This is a genomic window from Streptomyces sp. NPDC059454, assembly GCF_042749965.1.
In the GTDB taxonomy this organism is placed as follows: Bacteria; Actinomycetota; Actinomycetes; order Streptomycetales; family Streptomycetaceae; genus Streptomyces.
On record NZ_JBHYVC010000066.1, the window covers coordinates 14,602 to 37,032 of the forward strand.

16 protein-coding genes are annotated in these 22,431 nt (G+C 71.2%); 10 read left to right on the plus strand and 6 right to left on the minus strand.

The annotated features are described in order from the left end of the window. Positions 1 to 89: 89 nt before the first annotated feature. From ACFXAE_RS30590 to ACFXAE_RS30600, 3 genes are read right to left on the minus strand one after another with little or no spacing between them, the layout of a single operon-like run. Positions 90 to 1,025: a carbohydrate ABC transporter permease gene (locus tag ACFXAE_RS30590; protein ID WP_384720970.1), complete on the minus strand. Its 936-nt coding sequence runs from the start codon at positions 1,023 to 1,025 to the stop codon at positions 90 to 92. Further along, positions 1,022 to 2,056, minus strand: coding sequence for an ABC transporter permease (locus ACFXAE_RS30595; protein WP_384720973.1), 1,035 nt, complete (start codon positions 2,054 to 2,056; stop codon positions 1,022 to 1,024). Before ACFXAE_RS30595 ends, ACFXAE_RS30590 begins: the two co-directional genes overlap by 4 nt. Before the next feature lie 27 nt (positions 2,057 to 2,083). Then, positions 2,084 to 3,778: an extracellular solute-binding protein gene (locus ACFXAE_RS30600; protein WP_384720976.1), complete on the minus strand. Its 1,695-nt coding sequence runs from the start codon at positions 3,776 to 3,778 to the stop codon at positions 2,084 to 2,086. Positions 3,779 to 4,136: 358 nt separating this feature from the next. Between ACFXAE_RS30600 and ACFXAE_RS30605 the strand changes: the two genes are divergently transcribed. Further along, positions 4,137 to 6,977: a glycoside hydrolase family 3 C-terminal domain-containing protein gene (locus tag ACFXAE_RS30605; protein ID WP_384720979.1), complete on the plus strand. Its 2,841-nt coding sequence runs from the start codon at positions 4,137 to 4,139 to the stop codon at positions 6,975 to 6,977. A gap of 231 nt (positions 6,978 to 7,208) precedes the next feature. Beyond that, positions 7,209 to 7,667 carry a DUF4190 domain-containing protein gene (locus tag ACFXAE_RS30610; protein WP_384720982.1) on the plus strand — a complete coding sequence of 153 codons (459 nt, stop codon included), beginning with the start codon at positions 7,209 to 7,211 and terminating at the stop codon, positions 7,665 to 7,667. A 64-nt stretch (positions 7,668 to 7,731) separates the two neighbouring features. Here the strand turns inward: ACFXAE_RS30610 and ACFXAE_RS30615 are convergent, their stop codons facing one another. Then, complete coding sequence (locus tag ACFXAE_RS30615; protein ID WP_384720985.1) at positions 7,732 to 8,301, minus strand: NADAR family protein; 570 nt, start codon at positions 8,299 to 8,301, stop codon at positions 7,732 to 7,734. A 197-nt stretch (positions 8,302 to 8,498) separates the two neighbouring features. Between ACFXAE_RS30615 and ACFXAE_RS30620 the strand changes: the two genes are divergently transcribed. The 6 genes from ACFXAE_RS30620 to ACFXAE_RS30645 are packed head-to-tail and all read left to right on the plus strand — an operon-like array spanning position 8,499 to position 15,690. Then, a complete protein-coding gene (locus ACFXAE_RS30620) occupies positions 8,499 to 10,034 on the plus strand; it encodes a gamma-aminobutyraldehyde dehydrogenase (RefSeq protein WP_384720988.1) in 1,536 nt (511 codons plus the stop codon). A 49-nt stretch (positions 10,035 to 10,083) separates the two neighbouring features. Continuing rightward, positions 10,084 to 11,331 carry a spermidine/putrescine ABC transporter substrate-binding protein gene (locus ACFXAE_RS30625; protein ID WP_384720991.1) on the plus strand — a complete coding sequence of 416 codons (1,248 nt, stop codon included), beginning with the start codon at positions 10,084 to 10,086 and terminating at the stop codon, positions 11,329 to 11,331. 4 nt (positions 11,332 to 11,335) lie between these two features. Continuing rightward, positions 11,336 to 12,511, plus strand: coding sequence for an ABC transporter ATP-binding protein (locus ACFXAE_RS30630; RefSeq protein ID WP_384720994.1), 1,176 nt, complete (start codon positions 11,336 to 11,338; stop codon positions 12,509 to 12,511). Then, positions 12,508 to 13,434, plus strand: coding sequence for an ABC transporter permease (locus tag ACFXAE_RS30635; RefSeq protein WP_384720997.1), 927 nt, complete (start codon positions 12,508 to 12,510; stop codon positions 13,432 to 13,434). The genes ACFXAE_RS30630 and ACFXAE_RS30635 overlap by 4 nt, the downstream gene beginning before the upstream one ends. Then, entirely contained in the window at positions 13,435 to 14,235 is an 801-nt protein-coding gene (locus ACFXAE_RS30640) for an ABC transporter permease (RefSeq protein ID WP_384721000.1), read from the plus strand. Between the two features lie 36 nt (positions 14,236 to 14,271). Beyond that, positions 14,272 to 15,690 (plus strand): NAD(P)/FAD-dependent oxidoreductase, encoded by a 1,419-nt coding sequence (locus tag ACFXAE_RS30645; protein WP_384721003.1) that lies wholly within the window; start codon positions 14,272 to 14,274, stop codon positions 15,688 to 15,690. 27 nt (positions 15,691 to 15,717) lie between these two features. On the opposite strand, the gene ACFXAE_RS30650 is transcribed toward ACFXAE_RS30645, so the two are convergent. Together ACFXAE_RS30650 and gabT are read right to left on the minus strand one after the other, a co-directional pair. After that, positions 15,718 to 16,356 carry a phosphatase PAP2 family protein gene (locus ACFXAE_RS30650; RefSeq protein WP_384721006.1) on the minus strand — a complete coding sequence of 213 codons (639 nt, stop codon included), beginning with the start codon at positions 16,354 to 16,356 and terminating at the stop codon, positions 15,718 to 15,720. A gap of 432 nt (positions 16,357 to 16,788) precedes the next feature. Next, positions 16,789 to 18,123 carry a 4-aminobutyrate--2-oxoglutarate transaminase gene (gene gabT / locus ACFXAE_RS30655; RefSeq protein ID WP_384721009.1) on the minus strand — a complete coding sequence of 445 codons (1,335 nt, stop codon included), beginning with the start codon at positions 18,121 to 18,123 and terminating at the stop codon, positions 16,789 to 16,791. Positions 18,124 to 18,478: 355 nt separating this feature from the next. On the opposite strand from gabT, the gene ACFXAE_RS30660 reads away from it, so the two are divergent. Next, on the plus strand, positions 18,479 to 20,602 hold the full coding sequence (locus ACFXAE_RS30660; RefSeq protein WP_384721012.1) for an ATP-binding protein: 2,124 nt from the start codon (positions 18,479 to 18,481) through the stop codon (positions 20,600 to 20,602). A gap of 126 nt (positions 20,603 to 20,728) precedes the next feature. Next, positions 20,729 to 22,285, plus strand: coding sequence for a PucR family transcriptional regulator (locus ACFXAE_RS30665; protein WP_384721015.1), 1,557 nt, complete (start codon positions 20,729 to 20,731; stop codon positions 22,283 to 22,285). Positions 22,286 to 22,431 lie beyond the last annotated feature (146 nt).

Here is a 22,431-nt window from a genome sequence, read left to right on the forward strand (position 1 = left end):
GGAGAACCTGAGGGGCGCGGGGAACTGCGCGATCGACCACAGCGAACCGGCAGTCGAAGACCACGCGAGTTCCCCCACAGCTCAGGGCGCTAGCCCTTGACGGCCCCCGTGAGCATGCCCTTCTTGAAGTGCTTCTGGACGAACGGCGACAACACGGCCACCGGCAGCAACGCCATCACCATGACAGCCATCTGCACGGCGAGACCGGACAGCTCACCGGTCTTGATCGCCTGCCCCAGGCCGACCGGCGCCTCCTGCTTCTGCACGAGCTGGATCATGACGTTCTGCAGCGGCAGCATGTCCTGGTCGTTCAGGTACAGGGAGGCGTTGAACCAGGCGCTCCAGTAGCCGACGGCGTAGAACAGCGTGATCACCGCGACGACCGCGCGGGAGAGCGGCAGCACGATCTGCCGCAGGATGCGCAGGTCCCCGGCGCCGTCGATGCGGGCGCTGTCGATCAGCTCCTGCGAGATGCCCATGAAGAAGCCGCGCAGCACCAGGATGTTGAAGACACTGATCGCGCTGGGCAGGATCAGCGCGAGGTAGCTGTCCATCAGGCCCAGGGACTGCACCAGCAGGTAGGTGGGGATGAGGCCGGCGCTGAAGAACATCGTGGCCAGCAGCACCATGAGGAGCCAGCGGTGGCCGACGGAGCCGCTGCGGGACAGCCCGTAGGCGCACAGCACCGACACCGCCATCGAGAACACGGTGCCGACGAGGGTGACGCCGATGCTGACGAGCGCGGCCCGGGTGACCTGGCCGCCGCTGAGCAGCTCCTGGTAGGCGATGAAGGTGATGTCCGTCGGGATCATCACCAGCCCGCCGGCCTCGTCGATGGCCTTGCGGGTGGACAGGCTGGTGGCCACGACGATCCACAGCGGGAACAGGATGGCGAAGCAGGCGAGGAACAGGACAAGACCCTTGCCCGCGATCCCGGCCCGGCTGGGCTTCTCCTCCCACGCCGGCCGGGGCGGGGCCGCCCAGCGGCCGGGCGTGCGTACGGGCTTGTCGATGACGGCGGTCACTTCTTGTACACCCCCTGCTCGCCCATGAGATGGGCCACCTTGTTCGCTATCAGGACCAGGCCGAGACTGATGACGCCCTTGACCAGCCCCGCGGCGGCCGCGTAGCCGAAGTCCTGGTTGCGCACACCGTTCCACCACACGAAGGTGTCGAGGACCTCCGCGGCCCCCGGTCCGACGGCGTCACGTTGCAGCAGGATCTGTTCGAAGCCGACCGTCAGGGCGTCACCGACGCGCAGCACCAGCAGCAGGGCGATCACCGGGCGCAGCGCGGGCAGCGTGACGTGCCACATGCGGCGCCAGCGGTTCGCGCCGTCCATCGCGGCGGCCTCGTACAGGTCGGGGCTGACCGAGGCCAGCGCGGCGAGGAAGACGATGATCCCCCAGCCCGCGTCCTTCCACACGCTCTGCGCGGTGACCAGGAACTTGAAGGTCTCCGGGTCGGTCATGAGACCGAGCCCGTCGTACCCGTGGTCGCGCAGCAGCTGGGAGAGCAGTCCGGCGCCGCCGAACAGCTGCTGGAAGACGGCGATGACCAGCACCCACGAGAAGAAGTGCGGCAGGTAGAGGATGGCCTGCGAGATCGCCCGCACCCGGGGCCTGACCACGCTGTTGATGAGCAGCGCGAGCAGGATGGGGATCGGGAAGTACAGCACCAGCTGGAGGAAGAACAGCACCAGCGTGTTCCGCACCGAGTTCCAGAAGGCGGAGTCCTCGAAGATGCGCTGGAAGTTCTCCAGGCCCACCCACGGGCTGTGCAGCATGGAGACGACCCCGTTGTCACTGATGTAGGGGTCGTACTCCTGGAACGCGACGACGTTGCCGAGGATCGGCACGTAGTTGAAGAGCAGCACCAGCAGCACGGCCGGCAGCGTCATCAGCAGCAGGACGCGGTCGCGTCTGAACCTCAGCCGGAGGCTGAGCTTCCCGGCGGGTGGTTTCCCGGTGGCCCCGGCGGCGCCGCCGTGCGCCGCCGGGGTGTTCTCCTTCGCTTCGGCCTCGGTGTCGCTCCGAGGCACCGTGCTGTGGGACACGGCGGTTCTCCTTGCCTCGGTACCCGGTCAGCCGGCCGCCGAGCCGTTCTCGTCGAGGATCTTCTTGTACCAGTCGCGGAGCTCGTCCCCGCCCTTGCTCTTCCAGTCGGAGACGGCCCGCTGCACGTCGCTGATCTTCTTGCGGCCGCGGACGACGTCGTCCTCCAGCTGCTCGAAGTCGTTGGAGAGGTTGGTGTAGCGGGCGGGCTCGGTGATCTGCATGCCGTAGAAGGAGGGCTTCCTGGTGAAGGCGCCCATCCGCTGCTGCCACTCCACCTGGCCCTTGGCGACCTCGGGGAAGTCGGGGTGGGCGATGGTCGCGGCCGGGCTCGCGATCATCACGTAGGCGTTCATCACGTCGATGTTGCCCTGGTCGGTCTTGGTGGGCACGCCGTCCTTGACGGTGTAGTGGGTGCCCTCCACGCCGTAGTTGGTGGCCATGTACTCCTTGGTGCCGTACGGCGCGGCGGTGACGTTGGCGACGGCCAGCACGTCACGGATCACGGACTCGGACGCCTTCTTGTTGACGAAGGCGAAGATGCTCGCCGGGTTCTGCGCCCACAGCGTGGGGTCACCGCCGTCGTGCCCGAAGAAGTCCATGCCCCAGATCTTGAACTCGGGGTTCTGGGTGGCCTGTTCCGCGGTGCGGCTCCACCACTGCGACATGTCCTGGTTGTAGATCAGGAATTCACCGGCGGCGAACTTGGGCCCGGGGTCGCTGGCGTTGCTCTTGCCCAGCTCGGCGTCGGGGTGCACCACGCCGGCGGCGAACAGCTTGCGCGTCCACTCCAGGGCCTCGAGGTACTCCTCGGTCTCGATGCGGTAGACCAGCTTGCCGTCGGCCAGGTTCCAGCCGAGCGACTTCTCGTTGCCGGAGAGCACACCGAAGGCGTTGAAGGCGGTCCACTTCATGTCCAGGCAGGCCCAGCGCTTGGCCCTGGCGTTGGTGGCGTCCTTGGCCAGCTCCATGAACTCGTCGCACGAGCGGGGGACCTCGTAGCCCTCCTTCTCGAAGATGTCCTGGCGGTACAGCGGCACGATGCCGGACACGTACGAGGAGGGCATGGGCAGGCCGCGCAGCTTGCCGCCGAAGATGGACCGCTGCCAGGCGTCGGTGGGGATCGCCGCGAGGTTCGGGTAGTCCTTGACGGCGTCGCCGGACAGGTACGGGCCGAGGTCGGCGAACTTGCTGATGATGGCGCTGGGGATCTTGCCCGTCATGTTCCAGCCGGGCACGACCACCACGTCGGGCACCTCGCTGGAGGCGAGGACGGCGCCGAGCTTCTGGTCGTAGGTGTTGCCGTCCTGGTTCTGCCAGACCACGTCGACGCCGATGAGGTCGTTCATCGACCTGTAGTAGGCGTTGCCGCCCTTGGGCGGGGAGCCCCAGAACGGCGACATGACGGTGACCTTGCCGCCCTTGCCGAGCTTCTTCGGCACCGACGTCTTCAGGCCCGCCAGGTCGAGCTTGCCGGTGAAGCCGACCGCCGAACCGTTCTTGCTGGGGATGTCGGGCGTGACCACGTTGCTCGCCACGTACGCCGGGAGGATCTTCTTGGCGTCCTTGCCCGACGTGGTGCCGTCCCGCGAACCTCCGTCGGATCCACCGCACGCGGCGAGCAGCGGCATTCCTCCGGCCACCGCTGCGGTGGCGACCGCCGTGGAGGCGAGGAAGCTTCTCCGGCTCGGTCCGGAGGAGTTGGGGGCGGCGTTCGGCGTCATTGCGTCAACCCTTCATGGCGCACCAGGACACCCGGCGGTGGCCGTCGGCTGCGGTGTCTTCAGTGGAACTGGCTGAGCCGAAGCGGTGGTTCGGCGGAAGGTGCGCCGGAATGGCGGGCCTCGCAGTCGAAGCGCTTCGATGTTGCTGCGAGGTTAAGTGAACACCCAGGGGCACACAAGAGTCGCATCGAAGATTCCTCGGATGTATGCGCGATTGCGATGCAGGCGTCATGCCCATGGATCTTTCATGAGGCATCCGATCTGCTGTCCTCGGATCCCTTGACACCCACCCCCACCCCGAATGAGCATCGAAGCGCTTCGAAAGCGCCTCGTCGCTCCATCCCGAGGGGAACTCCACGTGACCGCACAAACGCCGCCTACGCCGCCTTTCCGCGATACGGCCCTGCCGTTCGCGAAGCGCATCGACGACCTTCTGTCGCGGCTCACCCTCGACGAGAAGATCGGATTTCTGCACCAGTTCGCGCCCGCCGTCGAGCGCCTGGGCGTCGCCGCCTTCCGCACCGGACAGGAGGCCCTGCACGGCGTCGCCTGGATGGGCCCTGCGACGGTGTTCCCGCAGGCCGTCGGCCTGGGCGCCACCTGGAACCAGGAGCTGGTGCGCCGGGTGGGCGAGGCGGTCTCCCGCGAGACCCGCGCGATGCGCACCCGCGACGACCGCGTCGGCCTCAACGTCTGGGCGCCGACCGTCAACCTGCTGCGCCACCCCCTGTGGGGCCGGGGCGAGGAGGGCTACTCGGAGGACCCGAAGCTCACCTCGGCGATCGCCACCGCCTACACCCAGGGCCTGCGCGGCGACCACCCGGCCTACTGGCGCACCGCCCCCGTCCTCAAGCACTGGCTGGCGCACAACAACGAGACGGAGCGCGACACCACCTCCAGCTCCGTCCGCCCGCGCGTGCTCCACGAGTACGATCTGCGTGCCTTCCGGGAGACGGTCGAGGCGGGCACGGTGGCCGGCGTGATGCCGGCGTACAACCTGGTCAACGGCCGCCCGAACCACGTGTCGCCGTATCTGCGCGAGCACCTGCGCGCCTGGACCGACGAGGACCTGCTGGTCTGCTCGGACGCCGGAGCGCCGTCCAACCTGGTCGACTCCGAGCACTACTTCGACACCCACGAGGAGGCCACCGCGGCGGCCCTGCGGGCCGGGGTCGACAGCTTCACCGACCACGGCACCGACAGCTCGACGATCATCGGACGTATCAGGGGCGCGCTGGAGCGGGGCCTGCTGACGGAGGCCGACGTCGACACGGCCGTACGCCGTCAGCTCTCGGTGCGGTTCCGGCTCGGCGAGTTCGACCCGGGCGCGGACCCGTACGCCGGGGAGCAGCCCTTCGACACCCCCGAGCACCGGGCGCTCGCCCGGGAGGCCGCCGAGCAGGCGATCGTCCTGCTGAAGAACGACGGCCCGCTGCCGCTCGCCCCGGACACCCGGATCGCGGTCGTCGGGCTGCTCGCCGACGAGTGCAAGCTCGACTGGTACAGCGGCAGCCTCATCCACCGCGTCACTCCCCTGGAGGGGCTCCACGAGCGCTTCGGCGCCGAGCGCGTGGAGTTCGCCGAGGGCGTGGACCGGGTGCTGCTGAAGACCTCCGCAGGTACGTTCCTGCACGTCCCGCCGGCCCCCGAGGCCGCCGAGACGGCGCGCGGCGCCGAGGGCGCCCTCGACCCGGCGCTGCTCGCGGGCCGCACCGACCTGCCGCCGCTCACCGCTCGGGCGGACGGTACCGAGCTCGCCCTGGCCGACTGGGGCGAGGGCGTGCTCACCCTGCGGGCGCCCGACGGCCGCTACCTCTCGGTCGCCGAGGACGGGTACGTGCGCGCCTCCGCCGACCAGCCGGGCGGCTGGGTCGTGCAGGAGACGTTCCGGCTGGAACCGCACGGGGACGGTCACCTCCTCAGGCACGTGGGGACGGGACGCCACGTGCAGGTCGCCGCCGACGGCGTGAAGGTTGCCGAGGAGGATCCCGAGGTCTTCGAGCTGGTCGTCGTCGAACGCGGGGCGGACGCGGTCACGCGCGCCGCGGCCGGCGCCGACGTGGTCGTGGTGGTCGCCGGCAACGATCCGCACATCAACGGGCGCGAGACCGAGGACCGTACGACGCTGCGGCTGCCCGCCCAGCAGGAGCTGCTGCTGCGCGCGGCCCGTGCCGCCAACCCGAACACGGTGCTGGTGCTGACCTCCGCCTACCCGTACGCGGTGGACGCGGCGGACCTCCCGGCGCTGCTGTGGACCGCGCACGGCGGACAGGCCGCGGGCACCGCGCTGGCCCGGGTGCTCGCCGGTGACGTCTCCCCCGCCGGCCGGCTGCCGCAGACCTGGTACGCCGACGACGCCGACCTGCCGGACCTCCTCGACTACGACGTGATCGGCGGCCGGCAGACCTACCTGTACTTCGAGGGCACGCCGCTGTTCCCCTTCGGGCACGGCCTGTCGTACGCGGGCTTCTCCTACGGGGAGCTGACGGCGGACGTCGTCGAGGCGGCGGTACACGTCTCCTTCACCGTCACCAACACCGGTGACGTCACCGCCGACGAGGTGCCCCAGCTCTACACCCGGGCCGTGGACCCCTCGGTCCCGCGTCCGCGCCGCGAGCTGCTGGCGCACCGGAGGGTGACGCTGGCGCCCGGGGAGTCGGCCGGGCTGTCCTTCGTGCTGCCGCTGTCCGTCTTCGCGTTCTGGGACGTGGCGGTGGGCCGGTGGCGGGTGGAGCCGGGGGCGTACGAGCTGCTGGCCGGGGCCTCCAGCGAGGACGTGCGCGCACGGGCCACCGTGACGCTGGACGGTGAGCCGGCCGCTCCGCGTGCCGTTCTCGAACACGGGCTGGGCGGTGCCGACTTCGACGAGCAGAGCGGCATCGAGATCGTCGACCGGACGAAGACGGCGGGCGACTCGGTCACCGCCGTGGCCGGCAAGGAGGGCGAGCTCCTCTTCCGGGGCTGCGACTTCGACGGCGGGGTGACGGAGGTGACCGTCGAGGTCTCCGGCGGGGGAACGGTCGAACTGTCCCTCGACGGCGGGCCGGCGCTCGCCGAGCTGTCGCCGGAAGCGCCCACGTCCGGCCCGTACGACTACACCACGCTCCGCGCGTCCTTCGCCGTCGTCGACGGTGTGCACGACGTGCGCCTGCGACTGCGCGGCCCGCTGCGGCTCGCGCACGTCGGCTTCTCCGGTTGAGGGTCCGGACGCGGCCGGCGCGATGAAGGGGCCCGGCACCGGTGGGAACCGGTGCCGGGTCCCTTTCCGTCGGGCGCGGACCTTCCCGGGGTGCCGCTTCAGGGGGGCGGTCCGTGAAGCAGTCCGGGAGACGGGCCGTGAAGTGGTCCGAGCCCCTGGAATCCGTCCTTCGGGAAGCCGTGCAGTCCCTATGATGCCGAGGTCAGTTTTAACGGAGGGGAGAGCGTTTTCATGTCCGGCACCAATCCCGCACCCGGTGGGTTCGGGCCGCCGTCCCAGCCCCCGCAGCAGCCGGGCCCCGGTTACGGCTATCCACAGTCCGGTCCGTCCTACGGCTACCCGACGGGCCCCGCTCCGCAGGGCATGCCCCCCGCGCCCTATCCGCAGACGCCCGGCTACGCGATGCCCGTGCAGCCGAACAACGGCATGGGGACCACCGGACTGGTGCTGGGCATCATCGGCCTGGTCTGCAGCCTCACCTTCTTCCTGTGGATCTTCGGCGTGATCCTGGGCATCCTGGCGATCGTCTTCGGCGCCGTCGGCCGGGGGAAGGCGAACCGCGGCGAGGCCACCAACAAGGGCTCGGCGACCGCCGGGCTCGTCTGCGGCATCGTGGCCACGGTGATCCTGCCGCTGCTCGGCATCCTGCTGTTCGCCAGTGTCATGGGAGGCATCGGCGCCGCGTCCTGAACGCTCGTCCTCCGCAGGGCCGGTCCGTTCGGACCGGCCCTGCGCCGTGTGCGAAGGCTCCCGTTCAGCCGGTCCGCAGTCGTCGCCGGACTTCCATCAGCGCGAATCCCAGCAGGTTCGGGCCCCGCCAGCGCTCCGGGTCACCCGCCCCCTCGTCGGAGGCCGCGAGGCCGATGCCCCACACCCGGTCCACCGGGCTCGCCTCGACCAGCACACGCTCGCCCGTGCCCAGCAGGAAACCCCGCAGGTCCGCGTGGGCCGCGAACTTGTGCACGCCGCCCTCGACGACGACGCCGAACCGCTCCCGCCGCCATGTCTCCTCGTCGAAGCCCCGCACCAGCCGCCCGGCCTTCTTCGCCTGCGAGGGATGTTCCGCGGCCAGCACCCGCCGCTCCCCCTCCACGTCACCGAACAGCCGGGCCTTGGCCGCCATCATCCAGTGCTCGGCCGTCGCGTACTCCACGCCGTCCACCGTGAACGGCGACGGCCACCACTGACTCAGACAGCTCGCCCCGATCCGGCCGTCGGGCAGCGGCCGGTGCCCCCAGAAGTGCAGGTACTTGACCCTCGTCCCGGCCCGCAGCGCCTCGGTCAGCTTCTCCCGTGAGTCCAACACCCCCGTGATCCTCTCCATGCACGTGATTCTGGCAGCGACCACCGACACCCCGTCCTGCCTTTTCCGCGGTCACTCGACACCCGGTCGACAGATTCCGTCGCGTAACCAAAAGGAAACAACGGAATCACTTGTTGGAGTCCCACCGCTCTGTCAGGATCGGCACTCAAATCGAGCTGGAGCCACGCCGCCCCCTCGGGGACACGGAGGAGAGCGACATGCACAACCCGGGCAGCACCTCCCCGGAACGATTTCCCGCCCGGGAACGGTTCGCGGACGGCGCGCAGTTCATCGCGGGCCGCCTGACGAAGGGCACCTCGGGCCGGACCCACGCGGTCGTCGACCCGGCCACCGGTACCGAGGTGTACACGTACGAACTCGCCGGCCCCGACGACGTCGACGCGGCCGTCGACGCCGCGCGGGAGGCGTTTCCGGCGTGGGCCGGTGCCACTCCCGGCGAGCGGTCCGACGCCCTGCACCGGTTCGCCGCCGTCGTCGCCGACCGCGCGGAGGACTTCGCCCGCGCGGAGTCACTGCAGTGCGGCAAACCCCTGAAGCTGAGCCGCGAGTTCGACGTCCCGGGCACGATCGACAACATCGCCTTCTTCGCCGGGGCCGCCCGCCACCTGACGGGCCAGTCGGCCGGCGAGTACTCCGGCGACCACACCTCCTACGTCCGCCGCGAGCCCATCGGTGTCGTGGGCTCCATCGCCCCCTGGAACTATCCCCTCCAGATGGCCGCCTGGAAGATCCTCCCGGCGGTCGCCGCGGGCAACACCGTCGTCCTCAAGCCGGCCGAGCTCACCCCGCTGACCTCGCTCCTCTTCGCCCAGGCCGCCACCGACTCCGGAATCCCGGACGGCGTGATCAATGTCGTCACCGGCACCGGCAAGGAGGCGGGCGAGCACCTGGTCGGCCACCCCGATGTGGCCATGACCTCCTTCACCGGTTCCACCGCCGTCGGCAAGCGGGTCGCCGAGATCGCCACCGCCACCGTCAAGCGCCTCCACCTGGAACTCGGCGGCAAGGCCCCCTTCGTCGTCTTCGACGACGCCGACCTCGACGCAGCCGTCCACGGCGCCGTGGCGGGCGCGCTGATCAACACCGGGCAGGACTGCACGGCCGCCACGCGCGCGTACGTGCAGCGCCCGCTCCACGAGGCGTTCGTCGAGCGCACCGCCGCCCTGATGGAGACCGTCCGGCTCGGCGACCCCTTCGCCCCCGGCACCGACCTCGGCCCGCTGATCTCGCACGCCCAGCGCGACCGCGTGGCCGGTTTCGTCGACCGGGCGCGCGCCTGTGCGCGCGTGGTGACCGGCGGCGAGGCACCCCTGGGCGAACTGCGGGACGGCGCGTACTATCGCCCCACGCTCATCGCCGACGCGGCGCAGGACAGCGAGGTCGTGCAGTCCGAGATCTTCGGTCCGGTGCTGGTCGTCCTGCCCTTCGACACCGACGACGAGGGCATCGCGCTGGCCAACGACACCCCGTACGGACTCGCCGCCTCCGCATGGAGCCGGGACGTGTACCGCGCGGGCCGCGCCACCCGCGAGATCAAGGCCGGGTGCGTGTGGATCAACGACCACATCCCGATCATCAGCGAGATGCCGCACGGCGGCTCCAAGGCGTCCGGCTTCGGCAAGGACATGTCCGCCTACTCGTTCGAGGAGTACACGCAGATCAAGCACGTCATGCTCGACAACACCGCGGTGGTCCGCAAGGACTGGCACCGCACCGTCTTCGGGGACCGATAGCAGCCAGGCCGCCCGACCCGCGGCCACCCTCCGAAAGGGCACCACGCGCATGGAGCAGTACGAGCCCGACCGCCTCTCACCGGCCCAGGTGGCCGCCGTGCGGCGCAGTTTCCGCACCGGCAGGGCGGCCCTGTCCCGCCGTTCCCTGCTGCGCGCCTCCGCGGGCGGCGCGCTCGCGGTCGGCGGACTCGGCGCGCTGAGCGGCTGCGGCATCCCCCCGGCCGGCAACACCCGGGGCGGCGTCTCGGCGGAGGACCACTCGAAGGAGGAGAAGTCCGTCAACTTCTCCAACTGGACCGAGTACATGGACGTCGACGACAGCGGGCGCGAACACCCCACGCTGGACGCGTTCACCAAGAGGACCGGCATCAAGGTCACGTACACCGAGGACATCAACGACAACACCGAGTTCTTCGGCAAGGTCAAGCCGCAGCTCGCCGCGGGCCAGGACACCGGCCGCGACATCATCGTCCTCACCGACTGGCTGGCCGCCCGCCTGATCCGCCTCGGCTGGGTCCAGAAGCTGGACCCGGCCAACCTCCCGAACGCCTTCACCAACCTGTCCGCCCAGTTCCGCAACCCCGACTGGGACCCGGGCCGCGCCTACTCCTACCCCTGGCAGGGCATCTCCACGGTCATCGCCTGCAACAAGAAGGCGCTCGACGGCGTCGAGGTGAGGACCTTCTCCGACCTGCTGGACAACCCGAGGCTCAAGGGCCGCGTCGGCCTCCTCACCGAGATGCGCGACACCGTCGGCATGACCCTGCTCGACATGGACAAGGACCCGGCGAAGTTCGCCGCCGACGACTACGACGCGGCGATCGCCCGGCTGCAGAAGGCCGTCGACAAGGGGCAGGTCCGCCGCTTCACCGGCAACGACTACACCGCCGACCTGGCCAAGGGCGACTTCGCCGCCTGTCTCGCCTGGGCCGGTGACGTCGTCCAGCTCAAGGCGGACAACCCGGACATCGAGTTCCTGATCCCGGACAGCGGCTACATGACGTCCAGCGACAACATGCTGATCCCCAACAAGGCCCGGCACAAGACCAACGCCGAGCGGCTGATCGACTACTACTTCGAGCCGCAGCCGGCCGCCGAGCTCGCCGCCTACATCAACTTCGTCTGTCCCGTCGACGGAGTGAAGGACGAGCTCGCGAAGATCGACGAGGACGCGGCGAACAACCCGCTGATCCTCCCCGACCAGGCCATGCAGGCCAAGTCCCGTGCCTTCCGCTCCCTGAGCGCCGAGGAAGAAACGGAATTCGAAGAGAAGTTCGCGAAGCTCACTGGGGCGTGACGAGATGAAGACGACCGAAGACACCACCACGGCCGGCCACGGCGGGGACGTCCGCCTCACCGGCATCGGCAAGACGTACGGCTCCTTCACCGCCGTACACCCCCTGGACCTGACCGTGCCGCAGGGCTCCTTCTTCGCCCTGCTCGGCGCGTCCGGCTGCGGCAAGACCACCACCCTGCGGATGATCGCGGGCCTGGAGGAGCCCACGAGCGGCACCGTCCACCTCGGCGACCAGGACGTCACCGCGCTCCCGCCGTACAAGCGGCCGGTGAACACGGTCTTCCAGTCCTACGCCCTCTTCCCGCACCTCGACATCTTCGAGAACGTCGCCTTCGGTCTGCGCCGGCGCGGCATCCGAAGCGTGAAGAAGCAGGTCGAGGAGATGCTGGAGCTGGTCCAGCTCGGCGAACAGGCCCGCAAGAAGCCGCACCAGCTCTCCGGCGGCCAGCAGCAGCGCGTCGCGGTGGCCCGCGCGCTGATCAACCACCCCAAGGTGCTGCTCCTCGACGAGCCGCTCGGCGCCCTCGACCTGAAGCTGCGCCGCCAGATGCAGCTGGAGCTCAAGCGCATCCAGACCGAGGTCGGCATCACCTTCGTCCATGTCACGCACGACCAGGAGGAGGCCATGACCATGGCCGACACGGTCGCCGTGATGAACGCGGGCCGCGTCGAACAGCTCGGCCCGCCCGCCGACCTCTACGAGAACCCGCGCACCACCTTCGTCGCCAACTTCCTCGGCACCTCCAACTTCATCGAGGCCGAGGTCGACACCAGGTCCGGCGACGAGATCGTCCTCAAGGCGGGCGGCGGCAAGCTGGTCCTGCCCGGGGCGCGCAACAGCGCACCCGCGACGACCGGCGGCAAGGTGCTGGTCGGGGTGCGCCCGGAGAAGATCTCCCTCACCCACGCCGACGACGCCGGCGGGATACCCGAGGGCCGCAACCGGATCACCGGCCGCATCGCCGGCGCCGGCTTCATCGGCGTCTCCACGCAGTTCGTCGTCGACAGCCCGGTCTGCGCCGGCTTCGAGGTCTACGTCCAGAACATCGACCGCGACACCCGGCTGGTGCCCGGCGCCGAGGTGGTCCTGCACTGGAACCCGGCGCACACCTTCGGCCTCGACGCGGCGCAGGACATCGACGCGGGCGTCGAGACCGTCGAGGAAGAGGCCGCCCGATGACGACGGTCACCGAGGCGCCACCCCTGGCGCCCGCCCCGCCAAAGACGGAACAACCGCGCAGGCGGGGCCGCTGGACCCCGTACTGGCTGCTGCTGCCCGGCCTGCTCTGGCTGTTCGTGTTCTTCGCGCTGCCGGTGATCTACCAGGCCTCCACGTCCGTGCAGACGGGCTCCCTGGAGGAGGGCTACGAGGTCACCTGGCACTTCGCCACCTACTGGGACGCGCTGTCCGAGTACTGGCCGCAGTTCGTGCGCTCGGTGCTCTACGCGGCCTCCGCGACCGTGCTGTGTCTGCTGCTCGGTTACCCGCTGGCGTATCTGATCGCCTTCCGCGCGGGACGCTGGCGCAACCTGATCATGATCCTGGTGATCGCGCCGTTCTTCACCAGCTTCCTGATCCGCACGCTCGCCTGGAAGACGATCCTCGCCGACGGCGGTCCGCTGGTCGGCGCCCTGGACACGCTGCACGTCCTGGACGTCACGGCCTGGCTCGGCTGGACCGTCGGCGACCGGGTGCTCGCCACGCCGCTCGCGGTGGTCTGCGGTCTGACGTACAACTTCCTGCCGTTCATGATCCTGCCGCTCTACACCTCGCTGGAGCGCATCGACCCCCGGCTGCACGAGGCGGCGAACGACCTGTACGCCAAGCCCTCGACCACCTTCCGCAAGGTCACCTTCCCGCTGTCGATGCCGGGCGTGGTCTCCGGCACGCTGCTGACCTTCATCCCCGCCACCGGCGACTACATCAACGCGGATCTGCTCGGCTCCACCGACACCCGCATGGCCGGCAACGTCATCCAGTCGCAGTTCCTGCGGATCCTCGACTATCCGACGGCCGCGGCACTCTCGTTCATCCTGATGGCCGCGGTCCTCCTCATGGTCACCCTCTACATCCGCAGGTCCGGGACGGAGGATCTGGTTTAAATGGCCGTCGTCAACTGGCTCAAGCGCCGTCTCGTCGTCATCGCGGGACTGCTGACCCTCGCGTATCTCCTCCTGCCGAACGTCGTCGTCACGGTGTTCTCCTTCAACCATCCGAAGGGCCGCTTCAATTACGCGTGGCAGGAGTTCTCCACGGAGGCGTGGCGTGATCCCTGCGGCGTCTCGGGGCTGTGCGGTTCGCTGGCCCTCAGCCTCCAGATCGCGCTGTGGGCGACGCTCGGCGCCACCCTCCTCGGCACGATGATCGCCTTCGCGCTGGTCCGCTACCGCTTCCGCGCCCGCTCCGCCGTGAACTCGCTGATCTTCCTGCCGATGGCGATGCCCGAGGTGGTCATGGCGGCCTCGCTGCTCACCCTGTTCCTCAACATGGGCGCCCAGCTGGGCTTCTGGACGATCCTGATCGCCCACATCATGTTCTGCCTCAGCTTCGTCGTGGTCGCCGTGAAGGCGCGCGTGATGTCGATGGACCCCCGGCTCGAGCAGGCCGCGCAGGACCTGTACGCCGGCCCGTTCCAGACGTTCGTCCGGGTCACGCTGCCGATCGCCGCCCCCGGGATCGCGGCGGGCGCGCTGCTCGCCTTCGCGCTCTCCTTCGACGATTTCATCATCACCAATTTCAACGCCGGCTCGACCGTCACCTTCCCGATGTTCGTCTGGGGATCGGCACAGCGCGGAACCCCGGTTCAGATCAATGTCATCGGTACGGCCATGTTCGTCATCGCCGTTCTCCTGGTCCTGGTCTCCATGGCCGTCGGCAACCGCCGCAACCGGCAGAAGGCGTAGAAACACCTCCGCAGTCCCCCGTAGGGAGTTGACATCATGGCCCCGAGCGCCATGAGCCGCTGGACGAAATCCCTTTCCGAGACCCGGCCGGTCTCCTACTGGCTGGACGACCCCGGCAGGCCCGGACCCGAGCCCGCCCTCACCGGCGCCGAGACCTGTGACCTGCTGGTCGTCGGCGGCGGCTACAGCGGACTGTGGACCGCGCTGATCGCCAAGGAGCGCGACCCCCAACGGGACGTCGTGCTGGTGGAGGGCCGCGAGGTGGGCTGGGCCGCCTCCGGCCGCAACGGCGGATTCTGCGCCGCCTCCCTCACCCACGGCCTGCCCAACGGCCTGACCCGCTGGCCGGACGAGATCCACACCCTTCAGCGGCTGGGCGCCCGCAACCTCGACGCCATCGAGGAGGCGGTCGCCCGCCACTCCATCGACTGCGACTTCGAACGCACCGGCGGGATCGACGTCGCCACCGAGCCGTACCAGGCGTGGGAACTCAAGGACCGGTACGAGGAGATCCGCGCCAAGGGCCTCGCCGACGGCATCGAGTACCTGGACGCCGAGGCCGTGCGGGACCAGGTGAACTCCCCGACCTTCGAGGCCGGCCTGTACGACCGCCGGGGCGTGGCCATGCTCCATCCGGCCAAGCTCGCCTGGGGGCTGAAGCGGGCCTGCCTCGACCTCGGCGTCCGCGTCCACGAGCACACCCCCGCCCTCACCCTGAAGCCGTACGGCGCCGGCATGACCGTACGCACCCCGTACGGGCGGATCCGTGCCCGCACGGTCGCGCTCGGCACCAACGTCTTCCCCAGCCTGGTCAGACGGGTCCGCTCCTACACCGTCCCGGTCTACGACTACGCCCTGATGACCGAGCCGCTCACCGCCGACCAACTGGCGTCGGTCGGCTGGAAGAACCGGCAGGGGCTCGGGGACAGTGCCAACCAGTTCCACTACTTCCGGCTGTCCGCCGACAACCGGATCCTGTGGGGCGGCTACGACGCGGTCTATCCCTACGGAGGCCGGGTGCGCGCCGAGTACGACGACCGGCCGGAGACCTACGCCAAGCTCGCCGACCACTTCTTCACCTGCTTCCCGCAGTTGGAGGGCGTCCGCTTCACCCACGCGTGGGGCGGCGCGATCGACACCTGCTCACGCTTCTCGGCGTTCTTCGGCACGGCCCACGCGGGGAGGGTGGCGTACGCGGCGGGCTACACGGGGCTCGGTGTCGGCGCCACCCGCTTCGGGGCCGAGGTGATGCTGGACCTGCTGGCGGGGGAACGGACCGAGCGCACGGAGCTGGAGATGGTGCGCAGGAAGCCGCTGCCGTTCCCGCCGGAGCCGTTCGCCTGGACCGGCATCGCCCTCACCAAGTGGTCCCTGGCCAGGGCGGACACACACGGCGGGCGCCGCAATCTGTGGCTGCGCACGATGGACCGGCTGGGTCTCGGTTTCGACAGCTGAGCCGGCGGACCGAGGCCGTCAGGCCGGTCAGCCGGTACCGGATCGGAGGCCCGGAGCCCCGGCGGACCTCCGGTGGCCGCCCCGGCCGACCAGCAGCCACAGGCCGATCAGCAGCACCGCGCCGAGGCACCAGCTGGCCGCCACGTCCAGCGGCCAGTGGTAGCCCCGGCGCACCAGCCCGAACGAGGCGCCGGCTACCAGGGCGGCGCAGGCCACGACGAGCGCGCGACGCACCGCCGGCGACCGCAGCAGCGGGAGGAGGAGCAGCGTCGCCGCGCCGTACGCCACGACGGCGGTGGCCGTGTGACCGGAGGGGTAGTAGCCGACCGCCGGGGGCACGGCCGGGGTGCCGGGGCGGTCGGTCCACTCCTTCAGGGGCGCGACCAGCGCCGGCACCAGCGCCATCGCCAGGACTCCGGCCGCGGGCGGCAGCCACCAGCGGTCCCTGCCCGTGGCACGCCCGCGCCGGGCGACGTACGCCAGCGCGATCACCAGGACCGGCACGGCGACCTGGACGTTGCCGAGGTCGGCGAGGAGTTCGGAGGCCCGGTCCGGATGGACCAGCTCCCGGCTCAGCCGCTCGTCGAGGCCCACCAGCGGACCGTCGGCGACGACCTGCCAGGTGATCAGCGCGAAGAGGAGAACGGGCGGTCCCAGCAGCAGCATGCTGCACAGCTTCGCAGGCGGGGGCCCGGCACACGCCGAAGGGCCAGTGCAAGGGGGGGTATGCACTGGCCCTTCGGGGAACGGCTTGCCGCGTGATGCGCCCGGACGGCCGTCCCGATCGGCAGGTCGCGCGCCCCGGGGGGTTTGGGGCGGGCGACCGTCCGATCGTGAGGAGACCCGAAGCCTTCCGGCCCCGGTTCGTGTGCGCGAGGGCACGACCAGGTCGAAGCTGGGGAGGCCCCGGCCTGAACCACCCACGGTTCCCCGTGGGCGGGGTGTATCTCTCATCCGCGGAGAAACCTACGGCAGGGGGTGGGCCCCGCGACAGGGCCGACGGGCTCCCGTCATCCACCCCGCACACGTTCTTCACACGCTCTGCCGCTCACCGGTTCCGGCGGCCGTTCCGGGCGGCTCACCTGCCCCGATGCCGGCTCAGATGCGCGCGAGCGCCTGCTCGATGATGTCCAGACCCTCGCCCAGCAGGTCCTCGCCGATGACCAGCGGGGGCAGGAAGCGCAGCACGTTGCCGTAGGTGCCACAGGTCAGGACCAGCAGGCCCTCCTGGTGGCAGGCCTTGGCCAGCGCGGCCGTCGCCCCGGGGTCCGGCTCCTTGGTGTCACGGTCCTTGACCAGCTCGATGGCGATCATCGCGCCCCGGCCGCGGACGTCGCCGATGATGTCGAACTTCTCGGCCATGGCGGTGAGGCGGGCCTTCATGACGGCCTCGATGTTCTTCGCCCTGGCGTTGAGGTCGAGCTCCTTCATCGTCTCGATCGCACCGAGCGCGCCCGCGCAGGCGACCGGGTTGCCGCCGTAGGTGCCGCCCAGGCCGCCCGAGTGGGCGGCGTCCATGATCTCCGCGCGGCCGGTGACGGCGGCCAGCGGCAGCCCGCCGGCGATGCCCTTCGCGGTGGTGATCAGGTCCGGAACGATGCCCTCGTCCTCGCAGGCGAACCACTGGCCGGTGCGGCAGAAGCCGGACTGGATCTCGTCGGCGACGAAGACGATGCCGTTGTCCTCGGCGAACTGGCTGATCGCGGGCAGGAAGCCCTTGGCCGGCTCGATGAAGCCGCCCTCGCCGAGCACCGGCTCGATGATGATCGCGGCCACGTTCTCGGCGCCGACCTGCTTGGAGATCTGGTCGATGGCCTGCGCGGCGGCCTCCGGGCCCGCGTTCTCCGGGCCGGTCGGCCAGCGGTAGCCGTAGGCGACCGGGACGCGGTACACCTCGGGCGCGAACGGTCCGAAGCCGTGCTTGTACGGCATGTTCTTCGCGGTCAGCGCCATGGTGAGGTTGGTACGGCCGTGGTAGCCGTGGTCGAAGACGACGACCGCCTGCCGCCTGGTGTACGCACGCGCGATCTTGACGGCGTTCTCGACGGCCTCGGCGCCGCTGTTGAACAGCGCCGACTTCTTGGCGTGGTCGCCCGGGGTCAGCTCGGCGAGCGCCTCGCAGACCTCCACGTAGCCCTCGTACGGCGTGACCATGAAGCAGGTGTGGGTGAAGTCGGCGAGCTGGGCGGAGGCGCGGCGGACGACGGCCTCGGCGGAGGCGCCGACGGAGGTCACGGCGATGCCGGAACCGAAGTCGATCAGCCGGTTGCCGTCGACGTCCTCGATGATGCCGCCGCCCGCGCGGGTGGTGAACACGGGCAGCACGGAGCCCACGCCCTGCGCGACCGCGGCCGTGCGGCGGGCCTGCAGCTCCTGCGACTTCGGTCCGGGGATGGCGGTGACGACGCGGCGCTCCTGCGGAAGTGCGGTCATGCGGGGCTCCTGGGGGGTGTTTCGGACGCTTGCGTTCTTTTCTCGCAGGCTAGGGCGGGGAGCGGGGGGTGGGCATGCTCCATGTGGGCGTTGTCCGAACGCCCGGCTTGTCCGCGGTGGACATAACCCGGTCGCGGGCAGTCGTGCCGCTGGGCGGGGCGCGTTTCACCTGCCGCGTTCGCGGGGTGCCACTGCGCCACCCGTGCCGCCCCGGGGGCACCTCCCAGGCCTTCAAGGCACTGGGGGAGGCACGACTGCCCGCGGTCAGGACCGTGTATGCGATGGACTGCGCCTGTCGGGGCGTTAGATTGACTCGCTGACGGCGGATGGAGCGGCAGCTCAGGGGGCAAGGGCGATGAACAGCGACGGTACCCAGGACGCGCGGGGCACACATGCGAACCCCGTGCCGCGCCCGGCGGGCCCACCGGACGTACCGACGGCTCCCCCACGCCCCACAAGGGCACCCGGCACGCCCCCGCCGCCCGACGGATCCGCGTTCCTCACCTGGCTCCGCACCCCCCGCCCCGAGGCCCTCCCCGGCGTGTGGCGGTTCGGGCACCGCCCCCGCCCGGAGGAGGAACCGGAGCGCGTCCCGGGACGCCAGCTGCTCAGCGGAGCCCTGATCGCGTTCCTCGTCGGCTGGCTCGTCTGGTCGCTCCTGTGGAACGGCTACCTCGGCGGCTGGTGGCTGCTGCCGCTCTACGCGATGATCCCCGACTCCTGGGCGGAGCCCCACAGCTTCGGCGCCGTCGTGGTCGTCTACGCCTACTACGTGCTGGTCGCCGGGATCATCATGGTCGGCGTGGGCCGCCTCGGCCGCTGGAGCGAGATCTGGCGCCGCTACGGCCCGCCCGCCTGGCGCCAAGGCCCCGTACGGGACCAGCACCCGCCCGCCCCCGAGGCCGACCCCGCCACCTGGCCCGCCCTGCGCGCCGCCGGTGCCGTGGACGCCGCCGAGCGGCTCGCCGCCGACGCCCGCGCCGGGCTGATGCGGGACGTCGACCACGCCCGCATCGCCCGTGCCTGGCAGGGCGTGCTGGGCGGCCGGCACAGCCTCGCCACCTTCACCGGAGCCGTGCTCACGGCCGGCGCCGCCGCCTGCGTCCACCCCTCCGGCGCGCGCGACCTGCCGGTCCGCCAGGCCCGTCACGACCTGCTGACGGGGCAGGTGCGGCTCGGTACGACCGCCGACGACCCCCGCAACCCCTACGGCTACCGCGGCACCGGCCTGGCCCTCGGCCCGGAACTCCTCGGCACCTCGCTCCTCGCCGTCGGGCCGGCCGGTTCCGGCAAGACCGGCGGTGTCGTCCGGCCACTCGCTGAGTCGCTGTGCCTGCACGCGCTGGCCGGGAAGGCCGCCGTGGTCGTGGTCGGCGCGGCGGGCGCGGGGCTCGGCGAGGCCGACGCGTACGACGTCGTCGTACGGATCGGCAGCCCCGACTCGGTCTACGACCTCGACCTGTACGGCGGCACCACCGACCCCGACGAGGCCGCGGCCGTCCTGGCCGAGGCGCTGGTGGGGGACCTGGCGGATCCGCACCCGGGCAGCGACAGCCGCCGTTCCACCACCGTCCTCGCCCAGCTCCTGGGCCCGTTCCGCGCGGTGCACGGGCGCTTCCCGACCGTCCCCGAGCTGCGGCAGCTCCTCGACGGCTCCCCCGGCCCGCTGGCCGATCTGCGCACCGGGCTCCAGGCCTCGGGCCAGGAGTCGCTGCTGCGCGAACTCGACGCCCGCGAGCGGCAGCTGGCCCACCCCGGCGATGTCGGCGGCGTCCTCGCCGACCGGGTGGCGCTGCTGGACCGGCCGGCCTTCGCGGGGTTCTTCGACACGTCCGGACAGTCCCGGCCGTTCTCGCTCAAGGCGCTGGACCACCCGGTGCGGGTGCGCGTCGACCTGCCCCAGCGCGGGCACGCGGACGCCTCGCGGATGCTGGCGCGGCTGGTCCTGGCCCAGTTCACGGCGAGCGTGACGGTGCGCGAGGACCGCTCGCTGTTCGCCTGCCTGGTACTGGACGACGCGACCGGCGTGGTCACCCCGGAGGCCGTGCGGGGCATCCAGCGGCTGCGGTCGGCCAACGCGGGCGCGGTGCTGACGCTGCGCACCCTGGACGACGTGCCCAGGCCGTTGCGCGGACCGCTGCTCGGGGCGACCGGATGCCGGATGGCGCTGGCCGGTGTCACCCCCTGGGACGGCCAGGACTTCGCCGAGGTGTGGGGCAAGGAATGGACCGAGGCCCGGGACGTCACCGACCGGCAGATCATCGCGGAGAGCCCTGCGGGCAAGGCGGTGCACGCGCTGCGGCGGGCCATCACCGGCAAGGCGCCGACCGCGCGGGCGGTCACCGTGCGGCAGGTCGAGCGGGAACGGTGGTCCGCCTCCGAGCTGGCGCACGCGGTGCCGGCCGGACACGCGGTGCTCTCGCTGACCGACGTCAAGGGCGAGCACGCGCCGCCGCTGCTGGTGGACCTGCGGGGGTGAGCTGTCCGGTCGGGCAGCCGGGGACCGTACAGTGAGGCAGAATCGGCACAGGCCGTTCATACGCGGCGGCCAAAAGATCACCGTGTTCTCACACACCCGACGCAGACCCGAAGGCTCAAGGCACCCATGCCCCCGACGCTCGCCTCGCTCGTCCACCACTCCGCGCTCAAACTGACCGTGCGCGCGGGCGAGGACCGCCTCGACGTGCCGGTCCGCTGGGCGCACGCCAGTGAGCTCGCCGACCCCGTGCCCTACATGGAGGGCGGGGAACTCCTGCTGATCACCGCGCTGAAACTCGACGCGGAGGACCGGGAGGCGATGCGCCGCTATGTGAGGCGGCTGGCGGGGGCGGGGGTCGTCGGTCTCGGCTTCGCCGTCGGCGTCCACTACGACGACATCCCCGACGCCCTCGTCGAGGCGGCCCGCGCGGAGGGCCTGCCGCTCCTGGAGGTACCGCGCCGCACCCCCTTCCTCGCCATCAGCAAGGCCGTGTCCGCCGCCATCGCCGCCGACCAGTACCGCGCGGTGACCGCGGGCTTCGCGGCCCAGCGGGAACTGACCAGACAGGCGCTGGCGGAAGGCCCCGAAGGGCTGCTGGCCGCACTCGCCGCCCAGGTCGACGGGTGGGCCGCGCTGTACGACGCCTCGGGCGCCGTCGTGGCCACGGCACCGGAATGGGCGGTGCGGCGCGCCGCGCGGCTCGTCCCGGATGTGACCCGGCTGCGGGAGCGGCCCGCGCCCGCCTCCTCGGTCGTGGCCGGCCCGGAGAACGAGGACCGGGTCGAACTGCACTCCCTCGGCACCGGCCGGCGCCCCCGCGCGGCGCTCGCCGTCGGCACGGCCGCCGCCCTGGGCACCGCCGAGCGGTACGCCGTCCACTCCGCGATCGCCCTGCTCACGCTGACCACGGAGCGCTCCCGCTCCCTGCACGCCGCCGAGCAGCGCATCGGCGGCGCCGTGCTGCGCATGCTGCTCGCCGGGGAGCCGGACCACGCCCGCGCGGTGGCCGGGGACCTGTACGGCGGCCTGCTCGACGCGCCCTTCCGGATCATCGTGGCCGCGGGGGGCGAGGCGAACGGTGACGCCCTCGGAGCCCTCGCCGAGGTCGCGGAGTCCGCCGCCGCCCGCTCCGGGGAGGTGGTCCTGGTCGTGCCGGAGGGGAACCGGCTGGTCGTACTGGCCTGCGACGGCGGCGCCGTCGTGGCCGCCTGCTGCGATCACGCCGCCGCGCGGGAGGCGGCCCGCAAGGCCGACGACGACGAGCTGGTCGCCGGACTGTCCGCACCGGCCGGACCGATCGCCGCGTCCGCCGCCTACAAGCAGGCCGAACAGGCACTTTCGGTGGCGCGGCGACGGGGGAGGGTGCTGGTGGAGCACGAGCACATGGCCGCCGGGTCGGTCCTGCCGCTGCTCGCCGACGACGCGGTCAGGGCGTTCGCCGACGGACTGCTGCGCGCCCTGCGCGAACACGACGCGACGGGCCGCGGCGACCTCGTCGCCTCCCTCCGCGCCTGGCTCTCCCGCCACGGCCAGTGGGACGCGGCGGCAGCCGACCTCGGAGTCCACCGCCACACCCTCCGCTACCGCATGCGCCGGGTGGAGGAAATCCTCGGCCGCTCCCTCGACGACCCGGACACCCGCATGGAGTTGTGGCTGGCCCTGAAGGCGACGACGTCCGAGTAGCGCCCCTACAGCCCGTCCGGCACTGTCAGCCCGTCCGGCGTTCGAGGACAAGGGGGGTCTGGGGGCGCAGCCCCCAGGGACGGGAAGGGAAGGGGCGGCGGGGGCGAGAACCCAAAAGCCCGCACCCCACCCCACCCCGCCAAACC

What these genes read in the sequence shown, in the direction of transcription:
- ACFXAE_RS30600 (WP_384720976.1), bottom strand. Translation starts at nt 3,778, where the DNA reads ATGACGCCGAACGCCGCCCCCAACTCCTCCGGACCGAGCCGGAGAAGC.
- ACFXAE_RS30610 (WP_384720982.1), top strand. Translation starts at nt 7,209, where the DNA reads ATGTCCGGCACCAATCCCGCACCCGGTGGGTTCGGGCCGCCGTCCCAG.
- ACFXAE_RS30615 (WP_384720985.1), bottom strand. Translation starts at nt 8,301, where the DNA reads ATGGAGAGGATCACGGGGGTGTTGGACTCACGGGAGAAGCTGACCGAG.
- ACFXAE_RS30620 (WP_384720988.1), top strand. Translation starts at nt 8,499, where the DNA reads ATGCACAACCCGGGCAGCACCTCCCCGGAACGATTTCCCGCCCGGGAA.
- ACFXAE_RS30625 (WP_384720991.1), top strand. Translation starts at nt 10,084, where the DNA reads ATGGAGCAGTACGAGCCCGACCGCCTCTCACCGGCCCAGGTGGCCGCC.
- ACFXAE_RS30630 (WP_384720994.1), top strand. Translation starts at nt 11,336, where the DNA reads ATGAAGACGACCGAAGACACCACCACGGCCGGCCACGGCGGGGACGTC.
- ACFXAE_RS30635 (WP_384720997.1), top strand. Translation starts at nt 12,508, where the DNA reads ATGACGACGGTCACCGAGGCGCCACCCCTGGCGCCCGCCCCGCCAAAG.
- ACFXAE_RS30640 (WP_384721000.1), top strand. Translation starts at nt 13,435, where the DNA reads ATGGCCGTCGTCAACTGGCTCAAGCGCCGTCTCGTCGTCATCGCGGGA.
- ACFXAE_RS30645 (WP_384721003.1), top strand. Translation starts at nt 14,272, where the DNA reads ATGGCCCCGAGCGCCATGAGCCGCTGGACGAAATCCCTTTCCGAGACC.
- ACFXAE_RS30650 (WP_384721006.1), bottom strand. Translation starts at nt 16,356, where the DNA reads ATGCTGCTGCTGGGACCGCCCGTTCTCCTCTTCGCGCTGATCACCTGG.
- gabT (WP_384721009.1), bottom strand. Translation starts at nt 18,123, where the DNA reads ATGACCGCACTTCCGCAGGAGCGCCGCGTCGTCACCGCCATCCCCGGA.
- ACFXAE_RS30660 (WP_384721012.1), top strand. Translation starts at nt 18,479, where the DNA reads ATGAACAGCGACGGTACCCAGGACGCGCGGGGCACACATGCGAACCCC.
- ACFXAE_RS30665 (WP_384721015.1), top strand. Translation starts at nt 20,729, where the DNA reads ATGCCCCCGACGCTCGCCTCGCTCGTCCACCACTCCGCGCTCAAACTG.